General features: G+C 55.3%; 16 protein-coding genes and 1 tRNA gene. 11 read left to right on the top strand and 6 right to left on the bottom strand.

The genetic code is table 11. The annotated features are described in order from the left end of the window. Positions 1-233: 233 nt before the first annotated feature. Entirely contained in the window at positions 234-1151 is a 918-nt protein-coding gene (locus VNX88_13920) for a GntR family transcriptional regulator (GenBank protein ID HWY69763.1), read from the top strand. 39 nt (positions 1152-1190) lie between these two features. Here VNX88_13920 and VNX88_13925 read toward each other — a convergent pair whose 3' ends face one another. Then, positions 1191-1676: a hypothetical protein gene (locus VNX88_13925; GenBank protein HWY69764.1), complete on the bottom strand. Its 486-nt coding sequence runs from the start codon at positions 1674-1676 to the stop codon at positions 1191-1193. Positions 1677-1881: 205 nt separating this feature from the next. Here VNX88_13925 and VNX88_13930 point away from each other — a divergent pair, with 205 nt between their 5' ends. The 3 genes from VNX88_13930 to VNX88_13940 all read left to right on the top strand — a co-directional run bounded on the left by VNX88_13930 (position 1882) and on the right by VNX88_13940 (position 3302). Continuing rightward, entirely contained in the window at positions 1882-2739 is an 858-nt protein-coding gene (locus VNX88_13930; GenBank protein HWY69765.1) for a hypothetical protein, read from the top strand. Positions 2740-2815: 76 nt separating this feature from the next. Next, on the top strand, positions 2816-3100 hold the full coding sequence (locus VNX88_13935; GenBank protein HWY69766.1) for a type II toxin-antitoxin system HicA family toxin: 285 nt from the start codon (positions 2816-2818) through the stop codon (positions 3098-3100). Then, positions 3093-3302, top strand: a complete 210-nt coding sequence (locus tag VNX88_13940) for a type II toxin-antitoxin system HicB family antitoxin (GenBank protein ID HWY69767.1) — start codon at positions 3093-3095, stop codon at positions 3300-3302. Before VNX88_13935 ends, VNX88_13940 begins: the two co-directional genes overlap by 8 nt. A 34-nt stretch (positions 3303-3336) precedes the next feature. Here VNX88_13940 and VNX88_13945 read toward each other — a convergent pair whose 3' ends face one another. Beyond that, positions 3337-4092 carry an ABC transporter ATP-binding protein gene (locus VNX88_13945; GenBank protein HWY69768.1) on the bottom strand — a complete coding sequence of 252 codons (756 nt, stop codon included), beginning with the start codon at positions 4090-4092 and terminating at the stop codon, positions 3337-3339. 104 nt (positions 4093-4196) lie between these two features. Beyond that, a complete protein-coding gene (locus VNX88_13950; GenBank protein ID HWY69769.1) occupies positions 4197-5696 on the bottom strand; it encodes an efflux RND transporter periplasmic adaptor subunit in 1500 nt (499 codons plus the stop codon). Between the two features lie 275 nt (positions 5697-5971). Between VNX88_13950 and VNX88_13955 the strand changes: the two genes are divergently transcribed. The 4 genes from VNX88_13955 (at position 5972) to VNX88_13970 (ending at position 12183) form a co-directional block, all read left to right on the top strand. Next, positions 5972-7735 carry a GWxTD domain-containing protein gene (locus VNX88_13955; protein HWY69770.1) on the top strand — a complete coding sequence of 588 codons (1764 nt, stop codon included), beginning with the start codon at positions 5972-5974 and terminating at the stop codon, positions 7733-7735. A gap of 102 nt (positions 7736-7837) precedes the next feature. After that, complete coding sequence (locus tag VNX88_13960) at positions 7838-9541, top strand: TonB-dependent receptor (GenBank protein HWY69771.1); 1704 nt, start codon at positions 7838-7840, stop codon at positions 9539-9541. A gap of 238 nt (positions 9542-9779) precedes the next feature. Next, positions 9780-10637: a CHAD domain-containing protein gene (locus VNX88_13965; protein HWY69772.1), complete on the top strand. Its 858-nt coding sequence runs from the start codon at positions 9780-9782 to the stop codon at positions 10635-10637. Between the two features lie 25 nt (positions 10638-10662). Continuing rightward, the gene (locus VNX88_13970; protein ID HWY69773.1) at positions 10663-12183 is read left to right on the top strand and encodes a Ppx/GppA phosphatase family protein; all 1521 of its coding nucleotides are present in this window, start codon (positions 10663-10665) and stop codon (positions 12181-12183) included. Here the strand turns inward: VNX88_13970 and sixA are convergent. Then, entirely contained in the window at positions 12135-12779 is a 645-nt protein-coding gene (gene sixA, locus VNX88_13975) for a phosphohistidine phosphatase SixA (protein ID HWY69774.1), read from the bottom strand. The genes VNX88_13970 and sixA overlap by 49 nt on opposite strands. Further along, positions 12776-14929, bottom strand: a complete 2154-nt coding sequence (ppk1, locus tag VNX88_13980; GenBank protein ID HWY69775.1) for a polyphosphate kinase 1 — start codon at positions 14927-14929, stop codon at positions 12776-12778. The genes sixA and ppk1 overlap by 4 nt, the downstream gene beginning before the upstream one ends. A gap of 310 nt (positions 14930-15239) precedes the next feature. Between ppk1 and VNX88_13985 the strand changes: the two genes are divergently transcribed. Beyond that, positions 15240-15315 (top strand) — tRNA-Lys (locus VNX88_13985). A gap of 784 nt (positions 15316-16099) precedes the next feature. Here VNX88_13985 and VNX88_13990 read toward each other — a convergent pair. Beyond that, entirely contained in the window at positions 16100-17056 is a 957-nt protein-coding gene (locus VNX88_13990) for a LysR family transcriptional regulator (GenBank protein ID HWY69776.1), read from the bottom strand. Positions 17057-17260: 204 nt separating this feature from the next. Between VNX88_13990 and VNX88_13995 the strand changes: the two genes are divergently transcribed. Continuing rightward, on the top strand, positions 17261-18022 hold the full coding sequence (locus tag VNX88_13995; GenBank protein HWY69777.1) for a hypothetical protein: 762 nt from the start codon (positions 17261-17263) through the stop codon (positions 18020-18022). Between the two features lie 133 nt (positions 18023-18155). Continuing rightward, the coding region (locus tag VNX88_14000; protein ID HWY69778.1) for a hypothetical protein at positions 18156-18405 on the top strand (250 nt) is incomplete at its 3' end.

An 18405-nucleotide genomic window follows, 5' to 3' on the forward strand; every position in this document is an offset into this window, starting at 1 on the left:
TTGACTAGAGTACACGCGACGATGCGCGGGCCGGAAGGTGCGAATGGCCGAAGGTATTTACCAGACAAGCTCCGATTAGGACTCTTTAGGAGCGAGTGCTGACGGTTCACAAGGGCGTCACTTGGCGGAGTCCTTGATCTCCCTATCTTGGATAACTAGGGGGCAAGTTACACAGAATTTCCGCAATTTAGCGGAGAATGTATGTCCATTCGGGATACTAGGAGACAGTGCGCATGCGCTTCTGGATTTCTCATGCGAGCGAAGTGGCGATTCGCGAGCAACTGACAACGCAGATTGTCCTCGCGATACTAAGCGAAGATCTAAAGGCGGGCACTCGCCTGCCCAGTACACGGGAACTGGCGCGCCGGTTTCGCATTCATGCGAATACCGTCAGCGCTGCTTACAGGGACCTCAAAAAGGCGGGATGGCTCGAGCTACGCCAGGGAAGTGGGGTTTACATTCGCGAGCATTCCGAGCAAAAGCCTTTGTTGCCCGAATTGGGCCTCGATCGGCTGATCGCGAGCGTATTCCGGTTGGCCCGGCAATCCGGCATTCCGCTTAGTGTGGTTCGCAGGCGCCTGCGCCACTGGCTCGACCTGCAGCCGCCCGATCACTTTCTTTTGATCGAACCCGATGCGGAACTGGCGAACATTGTGGTAGCCGAGATGCAGCAGGTGGTTACGTTTCCCGTAATGGCGTTGGGTTTGAGTGCATGCAATTCGCCGGAGCTGCTGCAGAGCGCGATTCCCGTCGCCATGCCCAGCAAGGTGGCTACTGTTCGCGGAAAGTTGCCGGAGGGAGTGGAGTGCATTGGGCTGCGGGTGCGGTCGGTAACGGACTCGCTGGTTCCATGGATGCCTGCGCGCAGGGACGCGCTGGTTGCCGTGGTCTCGGGCTGGCCTGACTTCCTGAAACGGGCGCGAACCATGTTGGTCGCCGCAGGCTTTGACTCCGATGGCCTTCTGGTCCGGGATGTGCGGGAAGGCGGATGGGAAAAGGGACTCGGTCAGGCCGCGGCGGTGATCTGCGATTCTTTAACTGTCACGCGAGTTCCGAAACAGTGTCGCGCTATCCTTTTTCCCCTGCTCGCGCAGGCGTCACTCGCGGAGCTGCGACGCTACCAGGACTTCATCACGCAACCGTTCACGTAGCTGATTGCGATATTCGGACAAGTGTCAGAAGTCTTCCGCTCAGCGCCGATACACAACTTTTCCATGGGGAATCGAAATATGGTGCATGATCTTACCTCCGACGATTCCCGAGATAATCCCCAGGTAGAGTGGATCGTACACCTGAGTTTCGGGATCCGGCTTGGGGCCGTTCGCCAATGCTGCTCCAATGCCAGCTCCTATTACGGTACCGATAACCGCTCCGAGAAAAGCGCTCTTAATCGGGTGCTCCAGGCGAATCTGGCGAATGCTTTGACGATTCAGGTCGAAGTTATGTACAACTGCGCCGCCGGAGGGGGACCTAGTCAGCCTGTGTTCCTCGCAAAACAGTTCAGTATCCGTCGCGTTGAAGAAAAAACACCTGACGGTGATGCCCTGAATCTTCACGGAGATGCAGGAGCCCGGTGGAATAGCCTGCACTGCCAGCCAGTCCCCAGTTAGAGCCTGGCTGCTCGAAAGGAAAAATCCTGCGCAAAGGAGGGAAGAAACGATTGTACGGTATCGCATGAGAAGCAACACTACAAAGCTGGTTTCGAATTCCTGAGAGCTTTGTGACACTTTCACGAGTGCCATACCAGGGAATTTCCATGTTGCTCGCGGATTGCGTGACCGGCTGTGACATTCAAGAAAGTGTCACAAAGCGCCATCGCTGCTTCCTCCGCAAACCCTATCCTCTGAATCGAAGCGAAAGATTGCGCAGGGAGAATCGACGATGATTCGTTTTCCGCTACTTCTTTTTCCAGTCATGGCAGTGCTCATCTGTCAGCAGGGAACTGCTGCTGGCCAGTTTCTCGTACGGCCTGCGCCCGTCGTGGAGCAGGCTGCGCAGCCAGCCGGTGTCGAGGAATCGACAACCTCTTCCATCACGATTCCGGCGGGTACAACCGTGCTGATGAGCCTGAGGAGCCCCTTGAATACTGTCTCGGCGCAGGCTGGTTCAGGGCTTTACCTGGAGACGATGGCCGATGTAATTGAGCAGAATCGCATCGCGATTCCCGCGAAGACTCTGGTGCAGGGTGTAGTGGAAAGGCAAGAGCGTCCGGGACGCGTGAAGGGCCGCAGCCAGCTTCAGTTTCACCTTACGACCCTGATTCTGCCGAGCAACTATACGGCGTCCATAGCAGGCAGTTTGCAGAGCCTGCCGGGATCTGGACTCTATGAGAACAAGCGCGAAGGCGCCATTCAGCCTGTCGATCAAATCGATAAAGACGCGGCTAGCATCGTCAAGTCAGTAGCAGCAGGGGCGGCAATCGGCTCGATTAGTCGCGGAGCCTTCGGCGCTGGAATGGGATCTCTAATCGGCGTGGGATTCGGCGTCGGGAAAGTCTTGTTCAATCGCGGCGACGACATCGGCCTGCCTGTAGGAACGCCCGTAGAGATGGTCCTCGATCGTCCGCTCACCATACCGATTCGCGAACTTACAGCATACACGTACAAGCTGGATCTTCCCGCGAACAGACAACCTTCTCTTGCCGTTCGCCCAGATCGGGAAACGTCGTCCCGGCGTCCCACCTCACCGAGCGTGGCAGTAGCCCCTGAAGGAACTCGAGAAGTGAAGTTCTACTGGTGAGGCAAGAAGCGGACAGCCTGAGAAGGCTGTCATAGAGAATGATTTCCGAACCGTGAGTGCATGTGAATAGCGGCGAATGCAGTCTGGTATCTTTCAGAACACGATGACGGGATCCGACAAGTTGATCGCCACGATACTAAGCGGCAGGTCAGACGCGAACATCTCCTTCTCTGAGTTGCTCAGACTCTTGAAGTATCTAGGTTTCGAGGAGAGAGTTCGCGGTAGTCACCATATTCTTTTCAAGACGGGCATTCAGGAAATCATCAATCTGCAGGCAGTCGGCTCGAAAGCAAAACCGTATCAAGTCAAGCAAGTTCGGGCTATCATTCTGAAATACAAACTGGGCGGAGAAAATGAATAAGTACGAAATCATTATCTATTGGAGCGAGGACGATCAGGCTTTTATCGCCGAGGTGCCTGAGCTGCCCGGCTGTGCTGCGGACGGTAAGACGCAGCAAGAGGCCCTCGCCAATGCCGAGACTGTAATTCAGGAATGGATAACCACGGCGCGCGACCTTGGCAGATCAATCCCTGTCCCCAAAGGACGCCTGATTTTTGCGTAGCTTAATCGCGACGAGATCCTCGCGCAGTTACGCCTTAAACCTGCCGCCCGGTCTTGCGGTCATCTGCAATCACGCCGTCGCGGATGTAAATCACGCGATGCGCGTACTCGGAAACGTCGTGTTCGTGGGTAACCAGTACGATGGTGTTTCCTTGCGCATGCAGGTGATCCATTAGCGCCATGATCTCGTTGCCGGTTTGGGAATCGAGGTTTCCGGTCGGCTCGTCGGCAAGCAGGATGGAAGGATTGTTTACCAAGGCGCGCGCGATTGCGACTCTCTGGCGCTGACCGCCGGAGAGCTCGTTCGGCTTGTGCATCATGCGTGGCTCAAGATCCACTTTGCGCAGGGCTTCTTTGGCGCGTCTGATTCGCTCTTCCGAGGGTGTTCCGTTGTAGATCAGAGGTAGCTCGACGTTGTGCAGAGCTGTAGCACGAGCCAGCAGGTTGAAGGTCTGGAAGACGAATCCAATTTCTTTGTTGCGGATGCGGGCAAGTTCGTCGTCGTCCAGCTCGCTTACCAGATGTCCATTAAGCCAGTAACTGCCTTTGCTGGGTGAATCCAGACATCCAATCAGATTCATCAACGTCGATTTGCCGGAGCCGGAGGGGCCCATGATGGCAACGTATTCATTCCGCTTAATGTCGATACTGACGCCGCGCAACGCATGCACCTGCTGCTCTGAACCCATGTCGTAAGTCTTCCAGAGATCCTCGACCTTGATGATGGTGGAGGTCGCTGGCCGGGTGCTAATTGCGTCCATCGTCGTTAGTTCTGCCATTTGCGTTGCCATTCCGGTCTCCTAACACCAATACGGGGAGACGCTAAATTCGGTTCCCCAATATTGGACGAAAACACCCTATTCACGCTATAGACGTTCCAAAATAGCCACGGTTACTAGGAGTTGTCGTCCTTTTTCGCGATGCTGTTATCTACTTTTACCTTGGCGCCGACCTTCAGAGTGCGCAGGACTTTATAGCTTCCCGTAACAATCTCCTGACCCTCGTTCAGCCCGCCGGTGATTTCCATATCGGTCGAGCCTTGAATTCCGGTCTCAACCGGCTTGAAATCGACCTTTTTGGTGGTCTTATCGACTACGAAAATACCTTGAACTTCCTTCTTGCTTTTAGGATCGCTTGTGCCAGTTTGAGACGCTTTAGCGTTTGCGCCAGAGCCTTTTTTCCCCGCAGCGGCCGTACGTTGTGCATCCAGGTCGCCTTGAGTTCGTACTGTCAAGGCCTGAATTGGAATTGCGATCACGTTACTCTTGCTGGCCGTGGTGATCTTCGCCGTGGTCGAAAATCCAGGTCGCAGGTTTTCCGGAGGGCTATCGAGCGTGACCACTACTTTGAAGTCCTTCGCTTCCTGAGTTCCCGCTGTAGTCTGCGAAGTAGCGACTCCGGAGGAGCGCACCAGGGCCTGATCGCCGATTTCGGTTACGCGGCCTTTGAACACCTTATCGGGAAGCGCGTCAATAGTTACATCCACGCTTTCGCCGAGTTTCACATTCACGATATCGGTTTCGTCAACGCGAACCTCCGCTGTTACTACCGACATGTCGGCCAGCGTCATGAGAGTGCTGCCTGGCGAATTCTGGATTCCGACAACCACGGTTTCGCCTTCGCGCACCGGAAGGTTCGTAACGATGCCGTCGAAGGGCGCGACGTATTCGGTCTTGCCTAAGACGTCGGTCAGTTTGCGCAGAGTTGCATTCGCCTGGCTCACGCGCCCAACGCTGGAGGCTCTTTGCGCGTTCATCTGCGAAACCTTGGCTTGCGCTGCAGTCAGTGTCGCCGCGGCAACGTCGTAAGCAGCCTTTCTGGCGTCGAAGTCCGACTTCGAGATGAGCTGGCTTTGATAAAGGTCTTTCGCGCGGTTGTAGTCGAGAGTCTTCTGTTCCAGGTCTGCCTTGTCGCGGGCAAGTTCGGCGATTGAAGTGTCGATGGCGGCATTAGCCGAGTCGAGGTCTTTCTGAGCGGTTTCGATGCCCGCTTGTTGCGCATTCACATCCGCCGAGCTCTGGACATTCTCGAGTTGCGCGAGCTTTTGACCTCGCCTTACGGTCTCGCCTTCCTTTACGTACAGCTTCACGATCTTGCCGAAACCCTGGGCTCCTATGTTGACGTAGGTCTTGGCCTTGATCTCCCCAGAACCTGTCACCACGCTCGAGATGTCCTCGCGGACGACTTTTGCGGTCGTCACGGTGGTGACATTGCTTTGGCTACTCCGGACGCTGACTGCAATCAGCGCCACCAAGACGACAGCCACTGCAATCGCGATGATGATCTTCTTGGTTTTGCTGCTCTTCTTGCGCTCCGGGTCGCCGTAAGTGCTGGTGACAACAGAAGGTCTGGGGCCGCCACCAACCGGCAGATCAAGTGTTTGCGTGTCTGGCATGCACCCTCCAGGCAGTGATACGCCAACTTCGGACAAAAAGTTTCTCTAGGCAGTCGAGGATAGACAGTCCTACGGCTGGGGACAGGCGAGGAATAACTCAACTAGCCGGGAATGAGAATTATAGCGTGAGTTTCGCTCCATCGGAGGTGTAAACTTTTGCTCAGAGACTCTGGCCTATTCGACCTCGGAAAATTGTGACGGTTTGCTTGCTCCTGCGCGGGGAAGTGCCTAGAATAGTGAGGCCCAACGTGTGTCTCTCGGGAGTGGGTTGCAGTATGGATTCGCCATTTATCCGCAAATCTTCGGGCCTTATTCTTTTTTTTCTACTGTTAGTTTTGTCGGGTTCGCTGGTAGCACAAACCGCTTCTGCGGATGTCTCCAGCACTACCCCGACAGATCAGTCGGCAGCAACGACTAAAGCAACTGAGAAAGATCAGAGTTCTCCGGACGTTGACAAGCGCAACCGGCAGTTGACCGACAAGCAAAAGAAAGAGCAGCAAAAGCGCTTCAACCAGGAAGTCCAGAAGGTTTATAAGAAGTGGCTCGACGAAGACGTGCGCTACATCATCAGTGACGAAGAGAAGTCTGCCTTCAAGCAACTGTCGAATGATGAAGAACGCGACAACTTCATTGAAGCGTTCTGGGCACGTCGCGATCCAACTCCTGACACGGTCGAGAATGAATTCAAAGAAGAGCACTACCAGCGCATCGCCTACGCCAACGAGCATTTTCCTGCCGGTATTCCCGGCTGGAAGACCGACCGCGGGCGCATGTACATCATGTATGGCAAGCCCGACGAGATCGAGTCGCATCCCAGCGGCGGCACTTACAACCGTCCCCAGGAAGAGGGCGGGGGCGAGACTTCGACATATCCATTTGAAACCTGGCGTTATCGCTATCTAGAGGGGATCGGGCAGGAAATCATTATCGAGTTCGTAGATACCTGCATGTGCGGCGACTATCACATGACAATCGACCGCTCCGAAAAGGACGCGCTGAAGAACGTTCCCGGCGCGGGTCTGACGCAATACGAGCAGATGGGACTTGCGAACAAAGCCGACCGATTTACCAACAGCGGCCTTGAGCAACTGGGAGCCGGCCCGTTCAATCAGGATCTCCAAAGCAAGCAGTTCGACCGCCTGGAGACGTTCGCCAAGTTGAATCGTCCCCCGGCGATTAAGTTTAAGGATCTGGACGAAGTTGTTACCAGTAAGGTCCGCTACAACCTTCTTCCCTTCGACGTTCGTGCTGATTTCGTGCGTGTAACCAGCGATACCGTTTTGGTACCAGTTACTCTTCAAATCCGGAAGAAGAATGTTACCTACGTCAACAAGGATGGCGTGGAGCGCGGAACGCTGAATATCTACGGTCGCGTCACCACTCTCACTGGGCGCATCGCTCAGACATTCGAAGATACGGTGCAGGACGATCAGCCAGTGGAGCTGCTGCCAAAGATTCTCGAGAACTCTTCTATCTACTGGAAGGCTCTGCCGCTGCGTCCGGGCCGCTATCGTTTCGACATCGTTGTAAAGGACGTAAATGGCGACCGCATGGGAACGTGGTCGCGCGGAATCACGGTTCCCGACATGAGCGACGACAAGGGATTAACCAACTCGACGCTTATCCTTGCTGACGTGATGGAGAAAGTTCCGTCCAAGTCCGTAGGAGCCGGGAACTTCGTAATCGGCACTACCAAGGTTCGGCCTCGGCTCGACGGCGCCGATGGCACTCCAGCTAAATTCAATCGCAACCAGAAGCTTAACTTCTGGATGCAGGTCTACAACCTTGGGGTCAGCGATCAGAGTAAGAAGTCTTCAGCGCAAATTGAATACGACATCGTGAACTCAGCCACGAAAAAGGCTGTTGTGCACACAGTGGAAACGACCGATCAACTCGGCAATTCCGGCGAACAGATTACGCTTGAGAAGAGCATGTCACTGGCGAGTCTCGAACCCGGCATGTACGAGTTGACGATCAAGGTGAACGACAATATCTCCAAGCAGTCGATCGCTCCAACGGCGAAGTTCCTGGTGCAGTAAGTAGGAACTGGAGTCCAGTCGTACTGGGACTGAGCGATTCGGCATGAACCGTCGGGCTTCGCAAGAGGAGCCGATACGAGTTCGATATCCAGGGGTGGATAAATGGCAAACCGGCTCAAGTGGTTGGTTGTGCTGTTAGGCGCAGCGCTCCCAGTATGCGCTGCGACCTCGGGCTCTATTGCAGGCATGGTGAAGAGCGCCGACGGGACTCCGCAAATGGGGGCCTTGGTCGAGGTCTTCGCTGCCGGGACGTTGCAACCTTTTGTCGCCTTCACGAGCCAGGCAGGTTCGTTCCAAATCCCGAGCCTTACCCCGGGAAGTTACCGCCTTAAAGTTACAGCAGCCTCGTTTCTACCCTCACTCGTTGAAAATGTCGTGATTCGTTCGGGAGGAAGAGCCGTCATTAACGTGACGCTCAATACCTTGGCAGAGGCAATTCGCTTCCTGCCTCCTCGCCAGGCTTCTGAACAGGATCAGGATGACTGGAAGTGGATTCTCCGGTCGGCGGCCAATCGGCCCATTCTTCGCTTCGATAATGATCAGGGACTTATCATCTCTACCTCCGCGGTCGGTGAAAATCGCGACAGCCATAGCGTGAAAGGCAAAGTCGCATTCGTGGCGGGAGCCCAGGCTGACGGATTCGGCAGCGCTCCAGATTACGGAACGAGTTTTGATGTGCGGCAAGCGTTGTTCTCGGCAGACACTTTGTCCTTCGACGGCCGGGTAGGCAACGGAAATGGTCAGCCGGCTGGGGTGATCCGCACTGCCTACAAACACCAGTTTGCAAACGGCGAGACTCCGACCGTTGCAGTAACGCTGCGACGCACAGCCCCGCAGGGTAGTGCAGCTACCAACGCGCTCAGTTCTATCGCTTTCACTTTCTCGAATACGACGAACGTTGGCGGTCTGATTGATCTGAGCTATGGCAGTGAAGTGCAGGGTGTTCAGTTCATCCGCCACATCAGTGGAGTGCGCCCATTTGCTACCGCCGGAGTTCATCTGGGCAAGGACATGGTCGTGGAATACCGCTATGCCACTGCGGAGCCGACGAGCGCTTTCGACCGCGCACTCGATAACGGCGGCGATGACGAATCTGTACCCATGCCCCGGATGTCGGTCGTGAACTATGCGCCTGCTCTCGAACGTGCTCGTCACCAGGAGATAGCAATCTCACGCAAGCGTGGCAACACAAAGTTCCAGGCTGCCGTCTTCTTTGACCGCATCTCCAACCTCGCTCTAACTGGCTCTGGCGATGTTTCCTCAATCGCCTCCGACGTAATCCCTGACGTCTCTTCCGATACTTTCACTTTTAACGGCGGGAACCTTGAGACTCGCGGAGTGCGCCTCGTAGCCGAACATACTTTCTCGCGCGAACTGACCGCCCTGCTTGACTACGCGTATGGAGGCGCCGTCTCCGCTCCAGACTGGAATTCGACCGGATCCTGGACCGATCTCCGTGAAGCGCTTCGGGTTGAAGATGCGCACTCCGTTACCGCGAAGTTGAATGGCCTGATTCCGGAATCCGGCACGCGCTGGGCAGCGTCCTATAAATTCACAAGTTCCAACGCAGTGACTCCGGTCGATGTCTTTAACGCTTCTCCGGGACACGCCGATCCGTTCTTCAGTGTAGTGATTCGCCAGCCGATACCCGGGGGATCCTTCATCCCTGGGCATATCGAAGCGGTGCTTAACGTTCGTAACCTGCTGGCTCAGGGCTATCGACCCTTCCTGAGTCCCGATGGACGAACTCTTTACCTGGTGCAAGCTGCGCGGGCGGTGCGGGGTGGTCTGGCGTTCACGTTCTAGCCGATCCCGCACTTTGGTATGGGAGGTTATCGGAGGAATTCCCTGCTATTTCTTTGCTAATTCCCTGGTCAGCTGAGAATCCCCTGTGTTTATGCGGCTTGCGCAATCAAAAGTTTTTTCTACGGGAAAAATTCCCTACTTTTTTCCCTGAGCAGGTAAATTCAGCTTGTCAGCATTCAGGGGACTCGGCAGTCCGAAATTGCATCCTGTCCGTCACTCGTTTATCTTCTAGCTCCGCATGCCAGTGATCAGCAAAGCTGCCAAGGATGAATTCCACTCGCCACCTGAACGGTTGCTGGCTTCTATAGCGAATTTGCGGCAGCAGCCTACCTCCAAGGGCGCGCACTTTTATCGGACCAGCTTGCGGCGCTTTCAGGCTTGGAATGACGTCTCTCACCCTCACATCGACCCGGAGCAGCAACAAGCCCTCAAGTTTCTCGACAGATTGCGGAAAGCTACCGGTAAGTTGCGTGACACTGAAATCCACCTCGAACTGCTGGAGAATCTCGCCGGAGTAAGGTCCGCCGAGAAGACAAAGCTTAAGAAGGAGCGGAAGACACGTCGAAAGTCTTACCGTAAGAAGTTGAAATCGCTGCTCCGCGATTCGATTCTGAGCAGCATCTCGCGCGCTTTGCGGGTGCTCAACGCACCGCAAGCTCAAGCGAAAGAGCCCAGGCCTATGATCGACGACAGCACAAAGCTTGCCTTACAGGAGTACCGCGCATTCGTGCAGCAGCGTGGGCCTCTCTCTCCAGAGAACCTGCACGAATATCGGCTTGAGTGTAAGCGCTTTCGGTATACCGCCGAGCTTGCAGGAGAGACTCCTGAAGGAGAGATCCTCATTGCAGCCTGGAAAGGGGTTCAGGACGTTATTGGAGAATGGCACGATTACCTCACGCTGTCGGAGGTAGCACAAGAAGTTCTTGGGGACTCTCCTCTGCACACCAAGCTCTTGGAGCGAACACAGAAGAAGTATCAAGAGTCGTTGCGAGCTGTTGCCAACTGTGAGCAGAAGCTTCTCATCGCGAGAGGTCCCGTTCCGAAAAAGGAACCTAGGCGTGCACGTTCGGGCCGCAGCTCTTCCCAGGCAGCCTGAGCATTTCTGACAGATCCTAATCCCCATGCCCGTCTTTGCGGCAGTAGATATCGGCGCAAATTCCGTTCGACTCAAAATCGCTGAACTCACGCGGCGAAGGTTCCGCGTGATTCACGAGGACCGAGAAGTAACCCGCCTTGGCGAATCCGTATTTCGCAATAACGTGCTCGCCCCCGACGCTATGGCGCACACCGTGAAAGTCCTCACACGCTTTTATCGGACTGCGCAGAAATTTCGCGTCGAGCAGGTGCGGGTGGTGAGCACGAGCCCGTTGCGCGACGCCAAAAACTCCAGGGCGCTGATCGAATGGGTCAAGTCCGCTGTTGGCTGGAAGATCGAAATCATCTCCGGCTTGGAGGAGGGCCGGCTTATCCATCTCGGCGTGCTCTCCAACGCCCGCATCGAGAATAAAGATGTACTTATGTTCGATCTCGGCGGCGGCAGTTGCGAGATTACCATTTCCGAACGCGGGCACATTCGCGAGATGTTCAGTCTGCCTCTGGGCGCTGTGCGACTAACGCAGGAGTTTCTGTTGCACGATCCTGCAAAGACGAAAGAAATCGCGCGATTACGTGAATACATAGCAGAGCAGGTGAATCGCATTGCTCCAGCGATTCGTCGTTACCGAGTCGATCTCGCCATCGCTACCTCGGGCACAGCTGCGGCGCTGGCCGGCGCTGCTCGTGCTTGGCGGGGCAGATCCAAATACTCGCACACTGTGTCGCGTAGGGTCGCAACCACTCTCGCCCATGAGCTCGCCGAAAAATCAGTTCAGGAGCGCTCGCAATTCCCTGGAATCGGGCCTCGGAGGTCCGAGATCATTGTCGCAGGAGCTTTCGTCTTCGCGGAGATGATGGTTCACTATGGCCTACCCTCCTTCCAATATTCGCCTCTTGGACTACGGGACGGATTGCTCGCGCAGATGGCGGCAGATGCCGACATCGGAACCCGACAACATCGTCAATTAGAAGCTGAGAGAGAGGATGCGCTGCATTCCCTTGGCAAGAGGTACAGCGTCGATGTACGCCATGCGACGCAAGTTCGCGATCTCTCACAGCAACTATTTAAGTCACTGAAGGGGATTCATGGGTTACCCACCGAATATGCCGGGTGGATCGCTGCGGCGGCGATGCTGCACGAATTAGGTTCCTATGTGAATCGTAACGGGAGACACCGGCACACGTACTATCTCATCGCCAATTCAGAACTGTTTGGCTTTTCACCTGAGCAACGGCACATTGTGGCGTCGATTGCTCGCTATATGGGAAAGTCGCGGCCTAGCGAGCGGGATCGCGAGCTTCGAAACTTGCGTCCGTCAACCCGTGAATTTCTCGATCGTTCTGTCATTCTGTTGAGGCTCGCTCGCGCACTGAACCAGGGCCGCCGCGGCATCGTACAGAAGCTGCGGGTGCGCGAGGTGGGAGCGCAGGTGACGCTTGAGCTGCGCGGCAAGCCTGGAATGGATCTTGAAATATGGACCGCCGAGAAAGAACGGGGCTACTTTCGCGATGTCTTTGGGCGGGACCTCGTGGTTAAGGCGGTTTGAGGCGGCTTCTTTTTCTTCTTCTTACCTTTGCTGTACTCGGCGAATGCTGCTGCGCCTGCGCCATTTTGGGAAAGAACCCCTGCATTTGAACCTTCTGCGACGCTGGCGTCGGCGCACGCCGTGGCAAGCCTTTGTGTGAGCAGCCAATGTAGAACGGACTTCTTCTGCTCGGACTCTACCTTCGCCACAGCTGCCTTCTTGAGCTCGAGGTACGCACGATCGCCATTTGCAACTATCATTCTTCCGAGAAATTCGCTGAAGTTTGGATTGTGGCCTACGAGCACAACTGATTCGTACTTGGAATACTTGCGCAGCAGGTCGCGAAAATGCTCGTATTTCGCTTCCGGCCTAAGTGCATTCTCCAGATTCAGTTTTCCTTCGTGACCGATCTCATTTGCGATCAACGACGCTGTCTGAGTAGCGCGTTTTAGTGGGCTCGATATCACAGCGTCCACGGAAACTTCCATGGCGGATAGAATGCGGCCCATCTGCGTGCATTGATGCACGCCTTCGGCATCCAGCGGGCGTTTTTCATCTTTTCTGGGACTAAGTTTCTTCTGGCCAGCACTGGCGTGACGAACGAAATAAAGGATCATAACTGCTCAACTCTTGGGCGATAACGGGAGCGCTGAGGGCGGCTTAACGGGGGAATTGCTGCCAACGACTTGTTACCTTCTGCCAATCCTATCAGGAATTCCTGAGCATTGAAGGCGGGCGCTGTGCGACGGCGTCCATTTACCCGCGAGGCAATGCGGACGTAATCGCCGCTCGGTTCCAGAATCCTCGTCTTCGCGGTGTCGGCAAGATAGGACTCCAAAATCTCCTGCCGAACTCGTTGTTCGAGCAGGGGATCCAGCACCGGAAAAACGACCTCCACTCGCTCATAAAGATTGCGCGGCATCCAGTCTGCGCTGCCAAGATAAAGTTGTTCGTCTCCGCCATTCGCAAAGGAATAAATGCGGCTGTGCTCAAGTAGCCGTCCGACGATGCTGCGTACTCTGATTCGGTCGCTGATGCCGCGAATCCCAGGACGCAGCGCACACATGCCGCGAACGATCAGATCGATTTCCACTCCTGCCTGCGACGCGCGATACAGCGCCTGAATCACAGACTTGTCCAGCAGCGCATTCATTTTCGCGATAATTCGCGCTGGACGTTTTGCCCTGGCGTGATCGGCTTCGCGCTCAATCAATGCAATTGTGCGTTCCGCACAATCTACGGGCGAAACGAGCAGCGGATCGTAATGAGGATGGTCAGCGTATGCAGTGAGGAAATTGAATACTTCCTGTACTGCTTCCGTGACCTCCTCGTTGGCCGTGAAAAGACTCAGATCCGTATAGAAGCGGGACGTAACTGCGTTGTAATTGCCGGTGCCCAGATGTGCGTACCTGCGGGTGACGCCATCGGGATCGCGCCGGACGAGCAGAGTGAGCTTGCAATGTGTCTTGAGTCCAACCAACCCATGGAAGACCTGCACTCCCGCGTCCTCAAGACTGCGTGCCCAACGAATGTTCGAGGCTTCGTCGAAGCGCGCCTTAAGCTCGACTACGACGGTGACCTCCTTGCTAGCTGCCGCCTCGCTCAAAGCCTGCACAATCGGAGATTCTTCACCCGTGCGATACAAAGTCTGGCGCATCGAAATGACATTGGGATCCTCGGCGCCGGTTTCGATAAACCCGACTACGGCGTTGAATGAATCGAACGGATGATGCAGCAGGATGTCGTGCTTCCTGATCTCCTCGAAGATATCGCGCGACTTGCCCGTAAGATGCAGCTCCCGCGGGACGAACGGCTTAAACTTGAGATCGGCGCGCTGAGTCTGCTCGTAAATGCTGGAGACGCGGGACAAGTTTACCGGCCCGTTAGTTCGGAATACCTGCCACTCATCGAGTCCGAAGTTCCCCCGCAGACGCTCCACGATTTCCGGCGCGGCAGAAGCTTCAATCTCGAGTCTTACGGCATCGCCTTTCCGCCGATTGTGGAGCTCGGTACGCACCGATTCCAGCAGATTGCGCGATTCTTCTTCCTGTAGATACAGATTGCTGTTGCGTGTCACGCGAAACGCCGCCGCGGATACGATTTCGTATCCGCGATACATCTTCGCGGCATGCGATGCGACGAGATCGGCGAGGAATACGTAGTCGTGAGTCCCTTCGCTGGAAGGAACCCGCAAAATGCGCGGAAGTGACCGCGGTACCGTGATCACTCCCATGTAAACAGCCGAGGACCGCCGACGACGGCGCAAAAGGAACGCCAGACACAAAGCCTTATTGACTACACGTGGGAATGGATGTGCAGGATCAATGGTGATGGGAGTGAGCAACGGATCCACTTCGCGTTCACAGTAGTCGTTCAGAAAATCCGCAGCATTCGTGTCCAACTCACTGAGTTCGAGAATGCGAATGCCATTTTCTGCAAGCGCCGGACGCAGACGATCGTTCCACGACGAATACTGCGCGTCCACAAATTCAATCGTCTGCTTGATCACCAGGTCCAGTGCCTGCTCGGGCGGCAAACCGTCAGGACCGGGTGTCGTGTAACCATCCTCAATGCGCTGCAGAAGTCCAGCCAGGCGCACTTCAAAGAACTCGTCCAGATTTGATGCCGTGATGCTGAGGAACTTCACCCGCTCGAGAAGTGGATTATTTTCGTCATCAGCCTCTTCCAATACGCGCTGATTGAACTTGAGCCATGAGACTTCACGGTTCAGGAAATACTCAGGTTTATCGGTCGAAAGAGGCGGCATTTTCAGCCTGGAAGGGCGATGGAACTAGGCTTTTTCCAGTGGATTCCGTTCACGAAAAGTGTACCGCAGCGTGCGCCAAATGGAAATTTGCCCATGGGTTGGGCCTCTCGGCCACAAAGGATCGGCTCTGGAAAGCGTTGGAGCGCTCGAGACTTGCTGATACTGACACTGTAATTTAAGATTCTGAGAGGTCAGCGTTTCATGCGCTGCCCGTCTGGTGTGCGACTCTCCCTGGAAACTGCGTTTTCCTCTCCGAGTCACTGAAATCGGCGCACATTCCAGTCCATTGCAGATCCTCATCGTAAAAGATGGGCGCGTAGCTCAATTGGCAGAGCAACTGACTCTTAATCAGTAGGTTGAAGGTTCGATTCCTTCCGCGCTCACCATCTTTTCAGCAACTTTCAGATGTGAAATTTAGAACTACTGATGCTTTGTCAGTAGCTTAGCGGTTCAGAGTTTTTATCGTCAGATAGCAATTTCAATCGGTTACAAAATTTGAGCATTCTGGCTGTGCCCTAAAACGTGTGACAAAATTTTCTGAACGCGATTCGGATTCGTAGCGCAAGGGGCGCTAATAAATGGACAAAACGATGAATGCGTGAATCCCTAAGGCCGCGCTAGGAAATGAGGCCCTCTGATGCTCCTGACATCGCAAGGCATAGCGTACGACACAAATACGTAACGAACACCAGGACTACTGACTGGCGGGCGGCTGTGGTGGTTTGACTGTCCCTGGGCCATTTAGTCTTACACTCTCAGCCCTAGGAAGAAGTAGCGGCCGCAATGATCCCCTGCTCGGTCGCCCAACCAAAGAGATTCCGTTTTTGAATTGCGGCGGCCATCAAGTCGGCGAACACGTCTGGTGTGCCAGCAAAACATGGAATGCCCAAGCCAGCGACTGAAGCGCATCAAAGTGAGGCCTCAGCCATTGCGACTTTTCGGCAAGCAACTCGCCCTAGGTGCAGCTGGCTCACTTCTGGCTTGAGGCAGGCATGTTCAAGTAGCTCTTCTTGTAAGCGTTGACAGCGGCACAGGTTAGCAGCTAATGCCGATTCGGGAATTACAGCGGCTCGTACCTGTTTCCCAATTGTGGATGTCTTTGCCTCAAACGGTTCCGCAATGCGACAAGAACAAGCGATCCAGCCCCGCTTTTCCACAGCACGAATCAAACTACCTGGGTGGTCGCACCGCCCGCCGATTCGCGGGCACACCTCTCCGGTGCCTCGTCACGGGCTTCTTAGTGTCGGCAGCCTCAAACAATTGCCGAAACCCGTGTGCCAACAGTTCGACGGCCTTCCCCAAGGCGCCGAGTTGCGCAACCCGGACTATCGCGACGGATCGGTGCAGGTCAAACGATGGGGGACGCAATACCTTCACGGGATCGGAAGAATGATTCCTGGCAATAAAGCGAGCGGGTAGCAGCCCGACACCATAACCGGCCTGAACGAACGCCAGCTGCATGTGCATGTTGTGGATTTCAGCCGCAATCATGGGGGTGAAGCCGGCACGCTCCATCCGATCGATGAGGCTCGCCCGAAGAACGCACCCGGGCGGATTGAGCACCCAGGGTGCTCGGCCCAAACTTTTCCAATCACCGTCAAGGTTGCCTGCGGCGCCTTGAACGATCTCCATTCGGTCGCGAGCGATGATATTCGTCAGAAGAGGTGGAGGCGCGGTTCTGCCTTCGGCCAACAGGACGGCAGCAACGTCGAGTTCACCGGCGAGCAGCCGGTTAATTAATTCGCCGGTCAGAGCGCTCGACAGCTGCAGTCGGACCTTGGGGAATTTCTCAGTCAGCGCCTGTATAGGTTCGATAAGCGTCCCCTCGGCCAGGGCATGCGAGAGCCCGATGCGCAAGAGGCCGTGAGGTTCGGCGTCGCTCGACGTAAGAGATTTCAGCGCCTCGGTCCGCTGCAGCAGATCTCGCGCTTGTTCGAGCACCCTGGAGCCAAGCGAGTTCAGACGCGGCGGCTTTACCGAGCGGTCGAGCAGCTCGGCACCCAATGCAGCCTCCAGCCTTTGCACTTGCCGGGTAATCGCAGAGGGCGTCCGGAATAGACGATCGGCTGCACCGACGATGGACCCGGCATGGGCGAACTCTACGAGAGCGCGTAAGTCTTCGAGCATGGGGGTCTCCTAAGACGATCTCCCGACGAAAAACAGAATCGTGCGGCACTGGCATTATAATCGTGAGAATAATGAAGTGGTGGAATTTTCTGTCTTGCGTCAACATATCAGGAAGTACATGTTTTTGCGGGAATCTGTATGCCTCATGCGATCCCAATTCGGCAGAGGCGCGGCTAAAGCAGAATATTCACGAGAGGAATCGATATGAAAATCATGGCTATCTTGGTGGCAGTCGTTGCGCTTGTTTCCGGGGCATTTGCCTTGGACAACGCAAGTAATTCAACCGCCGCCACAATGGCGGTCGCCGATCCGTCGCGCCCGGACTCTGACACCACACGGGATGCTGACCGAAAGCCGGCGGAAACTTTAGTGTTCGTAGGCATTAAACCAGGGGACAAGGTTGCCGACTATGTCGCCGACCAAGGCTATTTCACGCGCCTCTTCGCCAACGTTGTCGGCTCCAGCGGTCACGTTTACGCCGTGGAGCCCACCGCATTCTTCAAGTTCGAGCATTTCGTTAAGGAAGTCGCCGAGCTGCAGGGCTATGCTGTCGCCCATCCGAACGTAACGGTTACGACTGCCGCGGCGCTCGAAGGACTAAAGTTCCCCGAGAAGCTCGACCTGTTCTGGATTTCCCGAAACTATCACGACCTGCATGACAAGTTCATGGGGCCGGTTGACACTGCCGCGTTTAACAAGGCGGTATACGAAGCGCTGAAACCCGGCGGCCTTTACGTAGTTCTCGATCATTCCGCCGCTCCGGGCGCTGCCGCCGAAGTAACCGAGACTCTGCATCGTATCGAGTCCTCGACGGTGCGCCGAGAGGTCGAAGCGGTTGGGTTCAAGTTCGACTCCGAGAGTTCGATTCTCGCCAATCCGGCGGACCCGCGCACGGCCAAAGTGTTCGACCAGACGATTCGCGGACACACGGACCAGTTCATCCTGAAGTTCCGCAAGCCTAAGTAATGAGGATGGTTGCCTCCCGGAGGAGCGCGGCGGACAAACAGCCCGGCTATGTCAATGTCAAGAACCATCGGGACAGGTCAGGCTAGTGCGGGTGTTGGCCGAGTAGAGACACATCACAACAGGTGAACAGAAAATGATTAAGACTATTATCTTATGCATATGTCTCGCAGCTTTCTCACTTTCGCTTGATGCACGTGCCCAGGATGAGCGCCAGTATACTGAGGGCCCGGTCACTCTCGTGCAAGAAATAGGAGTTGAGTACGGGCATTTTGAAGAGTACATCGATTGGCTAAATTCGACATGGAAGCCGACCATGGAGGCCACGAAGAAAGCTGGACTGATCATCGATTACAAGGTCTTCGTGCTCACTCCCAAATCACCGG

It is taken from the genome of Terriglobales bacterium (genome assembly GCA_035567895.1).
Taxonomy (GTDB): Bacteria; Acidobacteriota; Terriglobia; order Terriglobales; family Acidobacteriaceae; genus Gp1-AA112.

Bases quoted from the DNA above. Each gene is read 5' to 3' on its own strand.
- VNX88_13920 (HWY69763.1), top strand. From the start codon at position 234: ATGCGCTTCTGGATTTCTCATGCGAGCGAAGTGGCGATTCGCGAGCAA.
- VNX88_13925 (HWY69764.1), bottom strand. From the start codon at position 1,676: ATGCGATACCGTACAATCGTTTCTTCCCTCCTTTGCGCAGGATTTTTC.
- VNX88_13930 (HWY69765.1), top strand. From the start codon at position 1,882: ATGATTCGTTTTCCGCTACTTCTTTTTCCAGTCATGGCAGTGCTCATC.
- VNX88_13935 (HWY69766.1), top strand. From the start codon at position 2,816: ATGCAGTCTGGTATCTTTCAGAACACGATGACGGGATCCGACAAGTTG.
- VNX88_13940 (HWY69767.1), top strand. From the start codon at position 3,093: ATGAATAAGTACGAAATCATTATCTATTGGAGCGAGGACGATCAGGCT.
- VNX88_13945 (HWY69768.1), bottom strand. From the start codon at position 4,092: ATGGCAACGCAAATGGCAGAACTAACGACGATGGACGCAATTAGCACC.
- VNX88_13950 (HWY69769.1), bottom strand. From the start codon at position 5,696: ATGCCAGACACGCAAACACTTGATCTGCCGGTTGGTGGCGGCCCCAGA.
- VNX88_13955 (HWY69770.1), top strand. From the start codon at position 5,972: ATGGATTCGCCATTTATCCGCAAATCTTCGGGCCTTATTCTTTTTTTT.
- VNX88_13960 (HWY69771.1), top strand. From the start codon at position 7,838: ATGGCAAACCGGCTCAAGTGGTTGGTTGTGCTGTTAGGCGCAGCGCTC.
- VNX88_13965 (HWY69772.1), top strand. From the start codon at position 9,780: ATGCCAGTGATCAGCAAAGCTGCCAAGGATGAATTCCACTCGCCACCT.
- VNX88_13970 (HWY69773.1), top strand. From the start codon at position 10,663: ATGCCCGTCTTTGCGGCAGTAGATATCGGCGCAAATTCCGTTCGACTC.
- sixA (HWY69774.1), bottom strand. From the start codon at position 12,779: ATGATCCTTTATTTCGTTCGTCACGCCAGTGCTGGCCAGAAGAAACTT.
- ppk1 (HWY69775.1), bottom strand. From the start codon at position 14,929: ATGCCGCCTCTTTCGACCGATAAACCTGAGTATTTCCTGAACCGTGAA.
- VNX88_13990 (HWY69776.1), bottom strand. From the start codon at position 17,056: ATGCTCGAAGACTTACGCGCTCTCGTAGAGTTCGCCCATGCCGGGTCC.
- VNX88_13995 (HWY69777.1), top strand. From the start codon at position 17,261: ATGAAAATCATGGCTATCTTGGTGGCAGTCGTTGCGCTTGTTTCCGGG.